Origin of the sequence: Pseudomonas sp. AG1028, assembly GCF_007993955.1 — a bacterium.
Lineage (GTDB): Bacteria > Pseudomonadota > Gammaproteobacteria > Pseudomonadales > Pseudomonadaceae > Aquipseudomonas > Aquipseudomonas straminea.
Genome location: NZ_VIVP01000004.1, coordinates 189,877 through 206,622, shown reverse-complemented (window position 1 = coordinate 206,622; position 16,746 = coordinate 189,877). Strand labels below are relative to the sequence as shown.

General features: G+C 61.3%; 14 protein-coding genes and 3 tRNA genes. 12 read left to right on the top strand and 5 right to left on the bottom strand.

Annotated elements, in window-relative coordinates; translation table 11 throughout:
- Positions 1-104: 104 nt before the first annotated feature.
- The gene (locus FB481_RS08170) at positions 105-473 is read right to left on the bottom strand and encodes a glutaredoxin (protein WP_147175882.1); all 369 of its coding nucleotides are present in this window, start codon (positions 471-473) and stop codon (positions 105-107) included.
- Positions 474-587: 114 nt separating this feature from the next.
- Between FB481_RS08170 and FB481_RS08165 the strand changes: the two genes are divergently transcribed.
- Positions 588-821 carry a DUF3820 family protein gene (locus tag FB481_RS08165; RefSeq protein ID WP_013791334.1) on the top strand — a complete coding sequence of 78 codons (234 nt, stop codon included), beginning with the start codon at positions 588-590 and terminating at the stop codon, positions 819-821.
- Here FB481_RS08165 and FB481_RS08160 read toward each other — a convergent pair whose 3' ends face one another.
- Positions 822-1,685 (bottom strand): universal stress protein, encoded by an 864-nt coding sequence (locus tag FB481_RS08160; protein WP_147175880.1) that lies wholly within the window; start codon positions 1,683-1,685, stop codon positions 822-824. It lies immediately after the preceding gene.
- 197 nt (positions 1,686-1,882) lie between these two features.
- Between FB481_RS08160 and FB481_RS08155 the strand changes: the two genes are divergently transcribed.
- Positions 1,883-2,554 (top strand): tRNA-(ms[2]io[6]A)-hydroxylase, encoded by a 672-nt coding sequence (locus tag FB481_RS08155; RefSeq protein WP_256662718.1) that lies wholly within the window; start codon positions 1,883-1,885, stop codon positions 2,552-2,554.
- A gap of 61 nt (positions 2,555-2,615) precedes the next feature.
- Here the strand turns inward: FB481_RS08155 and lpxH are convergent, their stop codons facing one another.
- Both lpxH and FB481_RS08145 read right to left on the bottom strand, forming a co-directional pair.
- A complete protein-coding gene (gene lpxH, locus FB481_RS08150) occupies positions 2,616-3,338 on the bottom strand; it encodes a UDP-2,3-diacylglucosamine diphosphatase (RefSeq protein ID WP_147175878.1) in 723 nt (240 codons plus the stop codon).
- On the bottom strand, positions 3,335-3,829 hold the full coding sequence (locus tag FB481_RS08145) for a peptidylprolyl isomerase (protein WP_075930369.1): 495 nt from the start codon (positions 3,827-3,829) through the stop codon (positions 3,335-3,337). The genes lpxH and FB481_RS08145 overlap by 4 nt, the downstream gene beginning before the upstream one ends.
- Before the next feature lie 179 nt (positions 3,830-4,008).
- On the opposite strand from FB481_RS08145, the gene FB481_RS08140 reads away from it, so the two are divergent.
- The 3 genes from FB481_RS08140 to FB481_RS08130 all read left to right on the top strand — a co-directional run bounded on the left by FB481_RS08140 (position 4,009) and on the right by FB481_RS08130 (position 9,051).
- The gene (locus FB481_RS08140; RefSeq protein WP_147175876.1) at positions 4,009-5,673 is read left to right on the top strand and encodes a glutamine--tRNA ligase/YqeY domain fusion protein; all 1,665 of its coding nucleotides are present in this window, start codon (positions 4,009-4,011) and stop codon (positions 5,671-5,673) included.
- Positions 5,673-7,058, top strand: coding sequence for a cysteine--tRNA ligase (gene cysS, locus FB481_RS08135; protein WP_093504988.1), 1,386 nt, complete (start codon positions 5,673-5,675; stop codon positions 7,056-7,058). Before FB481_RS08140 ends, cysS begins: the two co-directional genes overlap by 1 nt.
- Before the next feature lie 67 nt (positions 7,059-7,125).
- On the top strand, positions 7,126-9,051 hold the full coding sequence (locus tag FB481_RS08130) for a UvrD-helicase domain-containing protein (RefSeq protein WP_147175874.1): 1,926 nt from the start codon (positions 7,126-7,128) through the stop codon (positions 9,049-9,051).
- 49 nt (positions 9,052-9,100) lie between these two features.
- Here FB481_RS08130 and folD read toward each other — a convergent pair whose 3' ends face one another.
- Entirely contained in the window at positions 9,101-9,955 is an 855-nt protein-coding gene (gene folD, locus FB481_RS08125) for a bifunctional methylenetetrahydrofolate dehydrogenase/methenyltetrahydrofolate cyclohydrolase FolD (protein ID WP_093504984.1), read from the bottom strand.
- 267 nt (positions 9,956-10,222) lie between these two features.
- On the opposite strand from folD, the gene FB481_RS08120 reads away from it, so the two are divergent.
- The 7 genes from FB481_RS08120 to lon all read left to right on the top strand — a co-directional run bounded on the left by FB481_RS08120 (position 10,223) and on the right by lon (position 16,667).
- Positions 10,223-10,299, top strand: a tRNA-Arg gene (locus tag FB481_RS08120).
- Between the two features lie 38 nt (positions 10,300-10,337).
- Positions 10,338-10,413 (top strand) — tRNA-His (locus tag FB481_RS08115).
- 61 nt (positions 10,414-10,474) lie between these two features.
- Positions 10,475-10,559 (top strand) — tRNA-Leu (locus FB481_RS08110).
- Positions 10,560-10,684: 125 nt separating this feature from the next.
- Positions 10,685-11,995 (top strand): trigger factor, encoded by a 1,311-nt coding sequence (gene tig / locus FB481_RS08105; protein WP_093504882.1) that lies wholly within the window; start codon positions 10,685-10,687, stop codon positions 11,993-11,995.
- 94 nt (positions 11,996-12,089) lie between these two features.
- Positions 12,090-12,731: an ATP-dependent Clp endopeptidase proteolytic subunit ClpP gene (gene clpP, locus FB481_RS08100; RefSeq protein ID WP_027905321.1), complete on the top strand. Its 642-nt coding sequence runs from the start codon at positions 12,090-12,092 to the stop codon at positions 12,729-12,731.
- 108 nt (positions 12,732-12,839) lie between these two features.
- Positions 12,840-14,120: an ATP-dependent Clp protease ATP-binding subunit ClpX gene (gene clpX / locus FB481_RS08095; RefSeq protein ID WP_013791345.1), complete on the top strand. Its 1,281-nt coding sequence runs from the start codon at positions 12,840-12,842 to the stop codon at positions 14,118-14,120.
- A 150-nt stretch (positions 14,121-14,270) separates the two neighbouring features.
- Positions 14,271-16,667, top strand: coding sequence for an endopeptidase La (gene lon / locus FB481_RS08090; protein WP_147175872.1), 2,397 nt, complete (start codon positions 14,271-14,273; stop codon positions 16,665-16,667).
- Positions 16,668-16,746 lie beyond the last annotated feature (79 nt).

Here is a 16,746-nt window from a genome sequence, read left to right as displayed (position 1 = left end):
ATTCGATCGGTAGCCTGTCACTGAGCGCAGCGATGTGCAGGGAGCGTTCGCGAGGCTGCAGAATTACTCCCGGGTTTCGCTTCGCTCTACGCCGGGCTACAGGGTCACGCTGCGAAGCGCTGTTCCAGATAGGCTGCAATGGCCTTGGATTCGTACAGCCAGGTGCTCTGGCCGTTTTCTTCGATGCGCAAGCAAGGTACCTGGATCTTGCCACCCTGGCTTTCCAGCTCGCTGCGGGCTGCGGCATCGTTCTTGGCATCGCGCAGCGCTACGGGCACGTTGAGGGCATGCAGCTTGCGGCGAATCTTCACGCAGAACGGGCAGGCCTTGAACTGATACAGCGCCAGGTTGCCGGCGGCCTGTTCGACTGCCGCCTGCGCTTCGGGCGCGCGTTTCTTCTTGGCCGGTCGGGTGGCGAGGTCGCCGAGGACGATCAGTTGGCCGAGGCCCAGGCGCAGTGCCTTGATAATCATGATGAGTACCTGCAGATGGGAACGGCGCGCAGCTTACCCGAGTTGAGCCAGCGGCCCAACCGGCAAGCGCTTGCGGCATAATGTTGCGCCCAGTTGATCCTCACGGCCGATGCGATGAAACCCGAAGACCTGAAATTGCTGGTGAGCCGCGAGATGCCCTTCGGCAAGTACAAGGGGCGGCTGATTGCCGACCTGCCGGGCCACTACCTCAACTGGTTCGCCCGGGAAGGCTTTCCGAAAGGCGAGATCGGCCAGTTGTTGGCCTTGATGCAGGAGATCGACCACAACGGCCTGTCGGCGCTGCTCGACCCTCTGCGCAGCAAACCACGCCAGCCGCCGCGGGGCTGATCAGCTTTCACCGAGGCGCTGTTCAAGGTGCTCGACGATGCTGTCGGGCTTGAGCACCAGCACATCACTTTCCAGCGTGTCGAGAATCACCTCGGCGGTGTTGCCGATCAGCGCGCCGCTGAAGCCGGTGCGCGCTACCGTGCCGATCACCGTCACCGCCGCGTGCAGCTCGTGGGCGAGCTGTGGGATCAGCACATCGGCCGGGCCTTCGGCGATATGCAGGTGCTGGTCATCGATGTCGTAGGTGTTCTGAAATGCCTGGCAGTCCTGGCGATAGCGTTCCTCCACGGTATCGCGCAACTGAAAGGTCGGGTCCGCGGCGGTCAGCATGGGCGATGGGTGGGCGCTGAGCACGTGCAGCTCGGCCTTGGCCAGCTTGGCGATGTCGTAGCCGTGCTCGATGATCAGGGTATGCAGTGCGCGATGCTCGCCGTCGATGTTGCCAACGTCGACTGCCGCCAGCACAGTGCCGCCGCTCCAGGGCGTCAGGGTTTTCACCAGTAGCACCGGGCAGGGGCAATAGCGCAGCAGCTTCCAGTCATCGGGCGTAAGCAGCGCTTTCTTGAGGGGATTGTCAGGGCGATGCTGCTTGATCACCAGGCCACAACCTTCGGTCTGCTGGGCATAGGCGATGGTGTCGTGCAGGCTGCCGCGCCAGGCCTGCTGGGCGCTGACACTGTAACCATCCTGCTGCAGCGCGTTGCCTAGCTGACGCAGATGCCCGCTGTGATCCACCGACTCGTCGCAGATCAGCAGATGCAAGTGGGATTGCGTGACCCCGGCGATCAGTTTGGCGCGCTTGAGCGCCAGGGTTTCGGCATGTTCCGGCTCGATGACCACGAGAATGCTGCGGATGGCTTGCATGGCGTGTTCCTCTGCGTGCGGCGGTGGTTATCAATATAGAGGGTGCTTTCGCAGCAAGTTCTTGATCGGTATCAAACCCGGCGGCTGGTGGTTGCCGTCGGCGGCCTTATAATGGCCGGCTTGATGTCTGGCGCTGCCTGTGCCGCCTCCTGGTGGGCAGGCGTTTCGGGCTTTTCTCCTTTCGTTGCTCATGGGCCATGCACGTGTCATCTCCCGTCACAGTTTCAGATCAGTCACCCGCTACCGGCCGCCGTAGTGCCACACCGAGCCTGCCGGAAATCCATGATTTCCTCGGCTGCCGCACGCCCCAGGCCTGGGTCGAAGCCGCGCTGGCCAATCAGGACATCATGCTGATCGACCACAAGAACTGCGAATTCAAGGCGGCCAGTACGGCGCTGAGCCTGATGGCCAAGTACAGCTGCCATGTCGATCTGATCAACATGATGTCGCGCCTGGCCCGTGAGGAACTGGTGCACCATGAACAGGTGCTGCGCATCATGAAGCGCCGCAAGATCGGCCTGCGTCCGGTCTCCGCGGCACGCTACGCCTCGGGCCTGCGCAAGGTCACGCGCAATCACGAGCCTTACAAGCTGGTCGACACCCTGGTGGTCGGTGCTTTCATCGAGGCGCGAAGTTGCGAGCGCTTCGAGGCGATCGTCCCGCACCTGGACGAAGAGCTGGGCAAGTTCTACTACGGCTTGCTGAAAAGCGAGGCCCGGCATTTTCAGGGTTACTTGAAACTGGCTTACCAGTACGGCGATGCCGCCGACGTCGAACAGGTGATCGAGCGGGTGAGGGCGGTGGAACAGGAACTGATCGAGTCGCCCGACAGCGAGTTTCGCTTCCACAGCGGTGTTCCGCAGGCGTAGGCGGGATTCATCGCAGAAAATCCCGGGTATCGCGTCGCTCAACGCCGGGCTACCTGTGATCTCAGTCCAGAGCGAAAGGGGTCTGGTTGAAGCCGTTCTCGTCGATCTGCAGCGCCCAGCCCTGCTTGTCCCAGTCGCCGAGCACGATGCGCCTGGCCGGCTGACCATCGACCTGTAGCTCATGCACGGCAGGGCGGTGGGTATGGCCGTGGATCAGCGTCTGCACACCGTATTGCGCCATCACCCGCTGTACTTCCTCGGGCGTGACGTCGACGATGTCGCTGGCCTTCATGCGTGTCTGCGAGCGGCTTTCCGAACGCAGTTTGCGCGCCAGCTTGTGGCGGCTGTTGAGCGGCAGATTGCGCAGGATGAACAGGCTCAGCGGGTTGCGCAGCAGGCGGCGCATCTTCTGGTAGCCCACATCCAGGGTGCACAGGCTGTCGCCATGCATCAGCAGGACCTTTTCGCCATTCAGGGTCACCATGTGGGGATCGCCGAGCAGGGTGCAGCCCGCCTCGCGGCAGAACGCCTTGCCAAGCAAAAAATCGCGGTTGCCGTGCATCAAGTAGATGCGCGTGCCGCCGTCGCTCAGGCGCTGCAGAGCCTCGGCGATACCTCGCTGAAACGGTGTCATGGCATCGTCGCCGATCCACACTTCGAAAAAATCGCCCAGGATGTACAGCGCCTCGGCCTGGCGCGCCCGGGTGTCGAGAAAATACAAGAACGCCCGGCTGATGTCCGGGCGCTCCTCTTCAAGATGCAGGTCGGAGATCAGCAGGATCACTCGACGATCTCGGCCTTCTCGATGATCACGTCGTCGGCTGGAACGTCCTGGTGGCCGGACTTCATGGTGGTGGACACACCCTTGATGGCTTCGACCACGTCCAGGCCTTCGACCACTTCACCGAACACCGCGTAGCCCCAGCCCTGTACGGTCGGCGCGCTGTGGTCGAGGAAGGTGTTGTCGGCGACGTTGATGAAGAACTGCGCGCTGGCCGAGTGCGGTTCCATGGTACGGGCCATGGCCACGGTGCCGGTCTTGTTGGAGAGGCCATTGTTGGCTTCGTTCTTGATCGGCGAGCGAGTCGGCTTCTGCTTCATGCCCGGCTCGAAACCGCCGCCCTGGATCATGAAGTTGCCGATCACGCGGTGGAACACGGTGCCGTCGTAGTGGCCGCTCTTCACGTATTCCTTGAAGTTGGCGACGGTTTCCGGCGCCTTGTCTTCGAACAGTTTGAGGGTGATGACGCCGTGGTTGGTGTGCAGCTTGATCATGTGGTTAATCGCTCTGTCGAGAAAAACGCGGGCCGCTTCAGGCTGACCGGGGCTTTAAAGCTGCCCGAAGGTCAGTGAGCAGGCACCAAGGCCTGTCAGGGGGTTGACAGCTTGGGCTATGATAAGCGCTTTGTTTTAGTCGGCCTACCCTGTGCCGCAATCCACGCGCTAAGGACACCATGAGCAAGCCCACCGTCGAAAAAGCCGCCAACTTCCTGCTGCCCATCGTTCAGGCCGATCTGGACGCTGGCAAGCACACCAAGATCATCACCCGTTTCCCGCCGGAGCCCAACGGTTACCTGCACATCGGTCACGCCAAGTCGATCTGCCTGAACTTCGGCCTGGCCCAGGAATTCGGTGGCGCGTGCAACCTGCGTTTCGACGACACCAACCCGGCCAAGGAAGACCAGGAATACATCGACGCCATCAAGGACGACGTCCGCTGGCTGGGCTTCGAGTGGGCCGGTGAGGAGCGCTACGCGTCCAACTACTTCGACCAGTTGCACGACTGGGCCGTCGAGCTGATCAAGGCCGGCAAAGCCTATGTCGACGACCTGACCCCGGACGAGGCCCGCGAATACCGCGGCACCCTGAACACCCCCGGCAAGGACAGCCCGTACCGCGAGCGCAGCGTGGAAGAGAACCTCGACCTGTTCGCCCGCATGAAGGCCGGCGAGTTCCCGGATGGCGCCCGTTCGCTACGCGCCAAGATCGACATGGCCTCGCGCAACATGAACCTGCGCGACCCGATCCTCTATCGCATTCGCCATGCTCACCATCACCAGACCGGTGACAAGTGGTGCATCTACCCGAGCTACGATTTCACCCATGGCCAGTCCGATGCCATCGAAGGCGTGACCCACTCGATCTGCACCCTGGAGTTCGAGGATCACCGCCCGCTGTACGAATGGTTCCTGGCCAACCTGCCGGTGCCGGCGCAGCCGCGTCAGTACGAGTTCGCCCGGCTGAACCTGAACTACACCATCACCAGCAAGCGCAAGCTCAAGCAGCTGGTCGACGAGAAGCACGTCAACGGCTGGGACGACCCGCGCATGTCGACGCTCTCGGGCTACCGCCGCCGCGGCTATACGCCGGCATCGATCCGCACCTTCTGCGACATGATCGGCGTCAACCGCGCCGGCGGCCTGGTGGATATCGGCATGCTGGAATTCGCCATCCGCGAAGACCTGGATGCCAACGCCTCGCGCGCCATGTGCGTGCTCAAGCCGCTCAAGGTGGTGATCAGTAACTATCCGCAGGGCCAGGTCGAGAACCTGGAGCTGCCGCGTCATCCCAAGCAGGACATGGGCACCCGCGTGCTGCCGTTCTCCCGCGAGATCTACATCGACGCCAGCGACTTCGAAGAAACTCCGCCGGATGGCTACAAGCGCCTGATTCCCGGTGGTGAAGTGCGCCTGCGCGGCAGCTACGTGATTCGCGCCGACGAAGCCATCAAGGACGCCGCCGGCAACATCGTCGAGCTGCGTTGCTCCTATGACGAGAACACCCTGGGCAAGAACCCGGAAGGCCGCAAGGTCAAGGGCGTGATCCACTGGGTGCCGGCTGCCGAGAGCGTCGAGTGCGAAGTGCGCCTGTACGATCGTCTGTTCCGCTCGGCCAACCCGGAGAAGGCCGAAGAGGGCGGCAGCTTCCTCAACAACATCAACCCCGAATCCCTGGTAGTGCTCACCGGCTGCCGTGCCGAGCCGTCGCTGGCCCAGGCCGGCGCCGACGACCGCTTCCAGTTCGAGCGCGAAGGCTACTTCTGCCTCGACAAGGACTCCAAACCGGACGCATTGGTGTTCAACCGCACCGTCACCCTACGTGACTCCTGGGGTCAGTAATGGCGCTTTCCATCTACAACACCCTGAGCAAGGTCAAGGAACCGCTCAAGCCGCTGATCGGTAATCAGGTGCGTATGTACGTGTGCGGCATGACCGTGTACGACTTCTGCCACATCGGCCACGCCCGGGTGATGGTCGCATTCGACGTGGTCACTCGCTGGCTGCGCCATCGCGGCTATGACGTGACCTACGTGCGCAACATCACCGACATCGACGACAAGATCATCAAGCGTGCCAACGAAAACGGCGAGCCGTTCGAGGCGCTGGTCGAGCGTATGATCGCGGCGATGCACGAGGACGAAGGCCGCCTGAACGTGCTGCGCCCGGACATCGAGCCGCGCGCCACCGGGCATATCACCGGCATGCACCAGATGATCCAGACCCTGATCGACAAGGGCTACGCCTACGCGCCGGGCAATGGCGACGTGTATTACCGCGTCACCAAGTTCGAAACCTACGGCAAGCTGTCGCGTCGCAAGATCGACGAACTGAAGATCGGTGCGCGCATCGAGGTTGATGAAATCAAGGAAGACCCGCTGGACTTCGTGCTGTGGAAAGCCGCCAAGCCGGGCGAGCCGAGCTGGGAGTCGCCGTGGGGCAAGGGCCGGCCGGGCTGGCACATTGAGTGCTCGGTGATGTCCACCTGCTGCCTGGGCGAGACCTTCGACATTCACGGCGGTGGCCCTGACTTGGTGTTCCCGCACCATGAGAACGAGATCGCCCAGAGCGAGGCGGCCACCGGCAAGCAGTACGCCAATGCGTGGATGCACGCCGGTGCGGTGCGCGTGGACGGCGAGAAGATGTCCAAGAGCCTGGGCAACTTCTTCACCATTCGCGAGGTGCTGGAGAAGTACCACCCGGAGGTGGTGCGCTACCTGCTGGTATCCAGCCATTACCGCAGTCCGATCAACTACTCGGAAGAGAGCCTGCGTGAAGCCAAGGGCGCTCTGGAGCGTTTCTACAATGGCCTCAAAGGGTTGCCGAGTGCCGAAGCTGCTGGTGGCGAGGTGTTCGTCGAGCGCTTTGCCGCGGCTATGGACGACGACTTCAACTCGCCCGAAGCCTGCGCCGTGCTGTTCGAGATGATTCGCGAGATCAATCGCCTGCGCGAGTCGGATGTGCAGGCGGCTGCCGGTTTGGCGGCTCAGCTCAAGGCGCTGGCCGGCCTGCTCGGTGTGTTGCAAATGGAGCCGGATGCCTTCCTCAAGGCCGGTGCCGAAGGTAAGGTCGACGCTGCCGAGGTCGAGGCGCTGATCGCTGCGCGCCTGCAGGCCCGTGCCGACAAGAACTGGGCAGAGAGTGACCGCATCCGTGACCAGATCACTGCGCTCGGCGTGGTGCTCGAAGATGGCAAGGGCGGCACCACCTGGCGCCTCGCCGAATAATCGCCCGCAGCACCCAAAAGGCCGCTAACGCGGCCTTTTCATTTCCAGACATCACCACGGAAACCCCATGCTGACCCGCTACAAACTGCTGCTCTCCAGTGCCCTGACTCGCTACTTCCCGCGTACCGCCGCCTACCTCGAGGCCGAGAAGCAGGCTGCTTCCGAGCGCGCAAAGGTCGCGGCGAAGAAACCGCTGGCGCAGAAGAAGAGTGCAGCAACAAAGCGCGGTGCCAAGCGGGTGAGCGCTGACAAAACCAAGGGAGAGCCGGCAACAAAAAAGCCGGTAAGGCGCGCTAGCGCCGGCATCTACTCGTCAGCGGCGATCAAGGTAACCGCAGCCCAGGAGCAGGCGATGCGCGAGACCGTGGCGCGGGCCGTCGCGGCGGGCGTTATCGGCGCGCCGTCCGACGAGCAGTGGGCGATGATTCTCTGTCGCCAACCGTTGACCCGCATCTTCGCCGGGGCGGGTTCGGGCAAGTCGACCACCCTGGTGCTGCGCGTGGTGTTCATGCTCTGTCACGTGAACGTCGAGCCTGAACGATTGACGGTGATTTCCTTTACCAACGCCTCCTGCGCCGAGCTGCGTGAACGACTGGTGAGCGTGCTCGGCTTCTGGCAGTTCTCGGCGGATGTCGGCCCGTGCGTCCGTACCTTTCATTCCGCGATGGGCGTGCTGGCGCGCCAGGTTCTGGGCAATCCCGCCTGGTTCGAGCAGTTGGGTGATAAGCGCGCTTCGGCGAGCGAGCCGGACAACCCATTGGGGGGAGGGCGTCTGGGGTCTGCACAAATACGCATGCTCAAGGATGCTTATCAGGCCTGCTATGCCGATGACCCGGCTTTCCGCGGCTGGGTTCACGAGCTGCTCGGCTCCCCGCTGCCCGATCCGCAAAAGGCGTTGCCGAAGGCGCCCATGGACCCGTTCCGGCTTGCGGGTGAGCTGCATACCGCGCCGCTGTTCGAGGTGTTCTACGCCCAGGCCGGTTTCATCGAGAGCATCGGCATACCCATCGAGCGGATGACGGTAGCCGCGCTGGCCTGCTCGCCAGCCGAGCGAACCTTTCTCCTGGCGTTGCAGGCATTCTGGAAGGTCTTTGGTGGCCAACTGAGCCAGCAAGGGCTGATGACCTTCAATGGCGCCTTCCAGCAGCTTACGCACATGCTCGATGAGGCTGATGGGCGTTTGAGTGCGGAGGCGCTGCAGGGCTTCTCCCATCTGCTGATCGATGAATTCCAGGACATCTCGCCGCAGATCGTGCAATGGCTGCAGGCACTGCAACGGCGCCTGGCCGGCACGGCCAAGGCTGTCAGCCTGATGGCCATCGGTGATGACTGGCAGTCGATCTACGGTTGGCGGGGCAGTTCCCCGGAGCTGTTCATGGCCTTCGATCGGCACTTTCCGAGCAAAGGAAAGGGCAAGAGCGCGATGCTGATGCTGCAAGCCAACTATCGCTCCATCGAGCCGGTGATTCGCGACGCCGAGTCCATACTCGATGCCGTGGCCTTCAAGCAGGACAAGGTGACCACGCCTATCCGCCACGTACCAGCGGGCGGCCATGGTGTGAAGTTGATGACGCCGTTCGACCTGGCCCGTGACATGGGTGAGCTGCAGCGGGCCATCGCAGCGCAATGCGACTATGCGCGTGACATCGGCTCCAGGGAGCGCAACGCGGTGCTGCTGCTGGGGCGCCGCAACGACACCCTGAAGGACGTTCAGGCCGGGCTCGACCGCAAGTTGCCGGTAAAGGCCTATACAATCCACCGCGCCAAGGGGTTGCAGGCCGAGGTGGCGATCATCGTCGACGACTGCCTGCCGCCTACGCCTCATCCACTGCGTAACGCGCTATATGCCTACTGTGGCTTCTTCGCCAACAGCTACGACCAGGCGATGGCGGACGAAAGCCTGCGCCTGGGCTATGTGGCCGTTACCCGAGGCGTCAGTCGAGTGCTGTGGTTCGTGCGCAAACCCCAAGGCGCCACGCGTTCGCTGGGCTGAAACGAAAACGGCGCCACCTGGGCGCCGTTCTTGCAGCTAGCACAGAGCGTCAGGCGTGCAGGTGCTCCGCGGCGTGCAGGGTGTTTTCCAGCAGGCAGGCGCGGGTCATCGGGCCAACGCCGCCGGGCACCGGGGTGATCCAGCCGGCGCGGGGCAGGGCGGTCTCGTAGACCACGTCGCCGATCAGCTTGCCATCGGCCTGACGGTTGATGCCGACGTCGATGACGATCGCGCCTTCCTTGACCCACTCGCCCTTGACCAGGCCCGGCTTGCCTGCGGCGACCACGACGATATCGGCCTGTGCCACGTGGCCGGCCAGGTCCTTGGTGAAGCGATGGGTGACCGTCACCGTGCAGCCGCCCAGCAGCAGTTCCATGGCCATCGGGCGGCCGACGATGTTCGAGGCGCCTACCACCACCGCGTGCATGCCATAGAGATCCTGGCCGGTGCTGGCCAGCAGGGTCATGATGCCCTTCGGCGTACAGGGGCGCAGCAGTGGCATGCGCTGCGCCAGGCGGCCGATGTTGTAGGGATGGAAGCCGTCCACGTCCTTGTCCGGGCGAATACGCTCGAGCAGAAGCGAAGCATCCAGGTGGGCCGGCAGCGGCAACTGAAGCAGGATGCCGTCGATGCTGGCGTCTTCGTTGAGCGAGTCGATCAGGTCGCGCAATTCGTCCTGGCTGGTTTCGGCGCTCAGATCATAAGCGCGGGAGATGAAGCCGACTTCCTCGCAATCCTTGCGCTTGTGCGCGACATAAACCTGAGAGGCGGGGTCGCTGCCGACCAGGATCACTGCCAGGCCGGGTGCGCGCAGCCCCTGCTCGCGTCGTTCGGCGACGCGCTGGGCGATCTGCTGGCGGATATTGGCGGCAATCGCTTTGCCATCTATCAGTTGTGCGGTCATTGCGCTTGGTTAACCATCGAAAGGGAGAAAAAAGGACGCGCATTCTCGCATGGCATTAAGGAAGGGCAAAGGCGGCAGAACGCAGATTTGGTGTAACTCCTTTATCTAACTGAATTTTTTTCGATTTGGGTGTTGACGCCTTCAGGGTGCCTCTATAAGATGCGCACCACTTGGCGAGCACAGCACCTCACAGGGTGAGGCGGCAAGAGCAGCGACGAAAGTGGTTGCGCTGGTCGAAGCTTGAAGTCTGCTCTGGTGGATGGATAAGTGCCCGTAGCTCAGCTGGATAGAGCATCCGCCTTCTAAGCGGATGGTCGCAGGTTCGAGTCCTGCCGGGTGCGCCACTAGGTGTGTCGGCACAAGTAAGCAGTAAAGCAATATGGTGGGCGTAGCTCAGTTGGTAGAGCACAGGATTGTGGCTCCTGGTGTCGAGGGTTCGATCCCCTTCGTCCACCCCATATTCTGAAAGCGCCAGGCCCTAAAAAGCCTGGCGTTTTTGTTTGGAAAATGTATTACCACGCGGACGTGGTGGAATTGGTAGACACACTGGATTTAGGTTCCAGCGCCGCAAGGCGTGAGAGTTCGAGTCTCTCCGTCCGCACCATCTTTTAGCCCCTCCCGTTTGCCACCTGCATCTAGGGTGACTTCTGCAACACCTCCCTCTAGAATGCATGCCCTTGAATGGGGCCGGTAAGCGGCCGGCATACGTCTGTGCAACGAGGAATATCCATGCAAGTTTCTGTTGAAAGCACTTCCGCTCTCGAGCGCCGCATGAGCATCACTGTGCCGGCCGAGCGCATCGAAACCCAGGTCAACAAGCGTCTGCAGCAGACTGCCCAGAAAGCCAAGATCCCTGGCTTCCGTCCTGGCAAGGTGCCGATGAGCGTGATCCGTCAGCGTTTCGAGGCCGATGCGCGCCAGGAAGCGGTGGGCGACGTCATCCAGTCTTCCTTCTATGAAGCGGTTGCCGAACAGAAACTCGCACCTGCTGGTCAGCCTTCGGTCGAGCCGAAAGTGCTGGAGAAGGGCAAGGACCTGGAGTTCGTTGCGACTTTCGAAGTGTTTCCGGAAATCAAGGTCAGCGGCCTGGAAGGCATCGCCATCGAGCGTCAGCAGGCTGAAGTGGCCGATTCCGACGTCGACAACATGCTGGACATCCTGCGCAAGCAGAACACCCGTTTCGAAGCCGTAGAGCGTGCTGCCGAGAAAGACGATCAACTGAACATCGACTTCGTCGGCAAGATCGACGGCGAGGCCTTCGCTGGCGGTTCCGCCACCGGTACTCAGCTGGTACTGGGCTCCGGCCGCATGATCCCGGGTTTCGAAGATGCCCTGATCGGCGCCAAGGCCGGCGAAGAGCGTGTGATCAACCCGACCTTCCCCGAGGACTACCAGAACCTCGACCTGGCTGGCAAAACCGCTGAATTCACCGTCAAGGTCAACAGCGTTTCCGCCCCGCAACTGCCGGAGCTGAACGACGAGTTCTTCGCCCTGTTCGGCATCAAGGAAGGTGGTCTGGAAGGTTTCCGCGCCGAAGTTCGCAAGAACATGGAGCGTGAGCTGCGTCAGGCCATCAAATCCAAGATCAAGAACCAGGTTATGGAAGGTCTGCTGGCCGCCAATCCGGTTGAAGTGCCCAAGGCCCTGATCACCAGCGAAGTGAACAACCTGCGCGTGCAGGCCGTTCAGCAGTTCGGCGGCAACATCAAGCCGGATCAACTGCCGGCCGAGCTGTTCGAAGAGCAGGCCAAGCGCCGCGTCTCCCTCGGCCTGATCGTCGCCGAAGTGGTCAAGCAGTTCGAACTCAAGCCTGATGACGCCCGCGTGCGTGAGCTGATCCAGGAAATGGCCTCGGCCTACCAAGAGCCTGAGCAGGTCGTAGCGTGGTACTACAAGAACGACCAGCAACTGAACGAAGTCCGTTCGGTTGTACTGGAAGAGCAAGTTGTAGATACTGTTTTGCAGAAGGCCAATGTGACTGACAAATCGGTCTCTTACGAAGAAGCAGTCAAGCCGGCAGAAGCTCCACAAGCCGCCTGATTTCTTCGCCTCGTTCGAGAACACCATAAGCCAGCCTCAGTGCTGGCTTATGCGTATTCGAGATATGACTTTTATTAGGGAGCGAATGCTGGAAATGTCGCACAATCCTTTCATGCAGCAAATGTCCGATATCCAGGCCGCTGGCGGTCTGGTTCCTATGGTCGTCGAGCAGTCCGCTCGTGGCGAGCGCGCCTACGACATCTATTCGCGTCTGCTCAAAGAGCGCGTGATCTTCCTGATCGGCCCTGTCGAAGACTACATGGCCAACCTGGTGGCCGCGCAGTTGCTGTTCCTTGAGGCCGAGAACCCGGACAAGGACATACACCTGTACATCAACTCGCCGGGTGGTTCGGTAACCGCCGGCATGTCTATCTACGACACCATGCAGTTCATCAAGCCGGACGTCTCGACCACCTGTATCGGTCAGGCGTGCAGCATGGGTGCGTTGCTGCTGGCTGGCGGCGCCGCGGGCAAGCGTTACTGCCTGCCGCATTCGCGCATGATGATCCACCAGCCGCTGGGCGGCTTCCAAGGCCAGGCCTCGGACATTGAGATCCACGCCAAGGAAATCCTGTTCATCCGCGAGCGTCTGAACCAGGTGCTGGCCCACCACACCGGCCAGCCGATTGAAGTGATCGCCCGTGACACCGACCGTGACCGCTTCATGAGCGGTGAAGAGGCGGTCAACTACGGCCTGATCGACAAGGTACACAGCCGCCGCGAGCAAATCGGCTGAAGCGTGACGCCGCAGGCCGACAATAGTCGGCCTGCGGTGCATCGGGCTTGAAAATGCCCCGGTTTGGCTCCATCTTGTGTTTTAAGCCTACGGTATTGGATTGATCGAATGACTGACACCCGCAACGGCGAGGACAACGGCAAGCTGCTCTATTGCTCCTTCTGCGGCAAAAGCCAGCACGAAGTACGCAAATTGATTGCTGGCCCCTCGGTATTTATCTGCGACGAGTGCGTCGACCTGTGCAACGACATCATCCGCGAGGAGGTGCAGGAAGCCCAGGCCGAGAGCAGCGCGCACAAGCTGCCGGCTCCCCGGGAAATCAGCGCGATCCTTGATCAGTACGTGATCGGGCAGGAACGCGCCAAGAAGATCCTGGCGGTCGCGGTCTACAACCACTATAAGCGCCTCAATCAGCGCGAGAAGAAGGATGACGTCGAGCTCGGCAAGAGCAACATCCTGCTGCTCGGGCCGACTGGTTCGGGCAAGACGCTGCTGGCTGAAACCCTGGCGCGCCTGCTCAACGTCCCGTTCACCATCGCCGATGCGACCACCCTTACCGAGGCTGGCTACGTAGGTGAAGACGTCGAGAACATCATCCAGAAGCTGTTGCAGAAATGCGATTACGATGTCGAGAAGGCCCAGATGGGCATCGTCTACATCGACGAGATCGACAAGATTTCCCGCAAGTCCGACAACCCGTCGATCACCCGTGATGTGTCGGGCGAGGGCGTGCAGCAGGCTCTGCTGAAGCTGATCGAAGGCACCGTTGCCTCGGTTCCGCCTCAGGGCGGCCGTAAGCATCCGCAGCAGGAATTCCTGCAGGTCGATACCCGCAATATCCTGTTCATCTGCGGTGGGGCCTTTGCCGGCATCGAGAAGGTGATTCAGGGCCGTTCGACCAAGGGCGGTATCGGTTTCAATGCAGAAGTGCGCACCAAGGACGTCGAGAAGAAGATTGGCGAGTCGCTGCGTGAAATCGAGCCGGACGATCTGGTCAAGTTCGGTCTGATTCCAGAGTTCGTGGGGCGCCTGCCGGTTATCGCGACCCTGGAAGAGCTCGACGAGGCAGCGCTGGTGCAGATCCTCACCGAGCCGAAGAACGCGCTGACCAAGCAGTACGGCAAGTTGTTCGAGATGGAAGGTGTGGATCTGGAATTCCGTCCCGACGCGCTCAAGGCAGTGGCCCAGAAAGCGCTGGAGCGCAAGACCGGTGCGCGCGGCCTTCGTTCGATTCTCGAGGGCGTGCTGCTTGACACCATGTACGACATTCCGTCGCAATCGGACGTCAGCAAGGTGGTCATCGATGAAAGCGTGATCGACGGCAGTTCCAAGCCGCTGCTGATCTACGAAAACAGCGAGCCGCCTGCCAAGGCCGCGCCAGACGCGTAACGCGTTCGTCATATGTTGTAAGCAAGGGGCCTGCGGGCCCCTTTGCTTTTAGCGACGTCAACGCTTGTTTTTTCGTGGGGCTACCCCCATCTTAGGGCCAAGGGTAATCCCACCGTTTACGGCCGCAAGGCCGCCGTAGAGCTCAAAATCATGAAGACAACCATCGAATTGCCTCTCCTGCCTTTGCGCGATGTCGTGGTCTATCCGCACATGGTCATCCCGCTTTTCGTAGGTCGCGAGAAATCCATCGAAGCGCTCGAAGCGGCGATGAATGGCGAAAAGCAGATTCTGTTGCTCGCCCAGAAAGATCCTGCTGACGATGAACCGAGTGAAGAAGGGCTCTACCGCGTCGGCACAGTTGCCACGGTGCTGCAGCTGCTCAAGTTGCCCGATGGCACCGTGAAGGTGCTGGTCGAGGGCGAGCAGCGTGGCGAGATCGAGCAGTTCATCGAAGCCGATGGCTATAGCGCCGCCGAAGTGCAACTGCTCGACGAAGTCGAGGCGCCGGAGCGCGAGAGCGAAGTGTTCACCCGCAGCCTGCTCAGCCAGTTTGAGCAGTACGTTCAGTTGGGCAAGAAGGTGCCGGCGGAGGTGCTGTCTTCGCTGAACAGCATCGATGAGCCCAGCCGCCTGGTCGACACCATGGCCGCCCATATGGTGCTGAAGATCGAGCAGAAGCAGGAAATTCTCGAGATCGTCGACCTGCCGGCTCGTGTCGAACACGTACTGGCGTTGCTGGACGCCGAGATCGACCTGCTGCAGGTCGAGAAGCGCATCCGTGGTCGCGTGAAGAAGCAGATGGAGCGCAGCCAGCGCGAGTACTACCTGAATGAGCAGATGAAGGCCATTCAGAAAGAGCTGGGCGACAGCGAGGAGGGTCACAACGAGCTCGACGAACTCAAGCGCCGCATCGAAAACGCCGGGCTGACCAAGGAGGCCTACGGCAAGGCCCAGGCCGAGCTGAACAAGCTCAAGCAGATGTCGCCGATGTCCGCCGAGGCCACCGTGGTGCGCTCCTACATCGACTGGCTGGTGAACGTGCCGTGGAAGGCGCAGAGCAAGGTACGCCTGGACCTGGCACGCGCCGAGAACATCCTCGATACCGATCACTACGGCCTCGAAGAGGTCAAGGAACGCATTCTCGAGTATCTCGCCGTGCAGAAGCGCGTGAAGAAGCTCAAGGGCCCGGTACTGTGCTTGGTCGGCCCGCCTGGCGTGGGCAAGACCTCGCTGGCTGAGTCCATCGCCAGCGCGACCAATCGCAAGTTCGTGCGCATGGCGCTCGGCGGCGTACGTGACGAAGCGGAAATCCGCGGTCACCGTCGTACCTACATCGGTTCCATGCCAGGCCGCCTGATTCAGAAGATGACCAAGGTCGGCGTGCGCAACCCGCTGTTCCTGCTCGATGAAATCGACAAGATGGGTCAGGACATGCGCGGTGATCCGGCCTCGGCGCTGCTCGAGGTGCTCGACCCGGAGCAGAACCACAACTTCAACGACCATTATCTGGAAGTCGATTACGATCTGTCCGACGTAATGTTCCTGTGCACCGCCAACTCCATGAACATTCCAGCCGCGCTGCTGGACCGTATGGAAGTGATTCGCCTGCCAGGCTACACCGAGGACGAGAAGGTCAATATCGCCACCAAATATCTCGCGCCCAAGCAGGTTCAGGCTAACGGTTTGAAGAAAACCGAGCTGGAATTCGAGGAAGCGGCGATCCGTGACATCATTCGTTACTACACGCGTGAAGCCGGCGTGCGCAGCCTTGAACGGCAAATCGCCAAGGTGTGCCGGCGTGCGGTGAAGAAGCACGCCAAGGAGAAACGCTTCCATGTCGTCGTTACCGCCGACTCGCTCGAGGATTTCCTGGGCGTGCGCAAGCATCGCTATGGCCTTGCCGAGCAGCAGGACCAGATCGGTCAGGTGACGGGTTTGGCCTGGACTCAAGTGGGCGGCGAACTGCTAACTATTGAGGCCGCTGTGGTGCCGGGTAAGGGCAATCTGATCAAGACCGGCTCGCTGGGTGATGTCATGGTCGAATCGATCACGGCCGCGCAAACCGTGGTCCGCAGCCGTGCTCAGAGCCTTGGCGTGGCGCCGGATTTCTACGAGAAGCGCGACATCCACATCCACATGCCGGAAGGCGCTACGCCCAAGGATGGCCCGAGCGCGGGCGTGGGCATGTGCACTGCACTGGTGTCGGCGCTGACGCAGATTCCAGTGCGCGCGGACGTCGCCATGACCGGGGAAATCACCCTGCGTGGTCAGGTGCTGGCGATTGGTGGCTTGAAGGAAAAACTGCTGGCGGCGCATCGCGGTGGAATCAAAACCGTGATCATTCCCCAGGAGAATGTTCGCGATCTCAAGGAAATTCCCGAGAACATCAAGCAGGACCTGCAGATTAAACCGGTTAAATGGATTGACGAGGTCCTGCAAATTGCGCTGCAATACGCGCCGGAGCCCTTGCCAGACGCGGCTCCGGAGTTGGTTGCAAAGGATGAAAAACGCGAGTCTGATTCCAAGGAGCGAATCAGCACGCATTAGCCGGATGCCTTCCTTGACACTTTTTTGGAGCCCTTGATATAAAGCGGCTCTTACCGTGTCGGCAGGCCATCCAGCACCC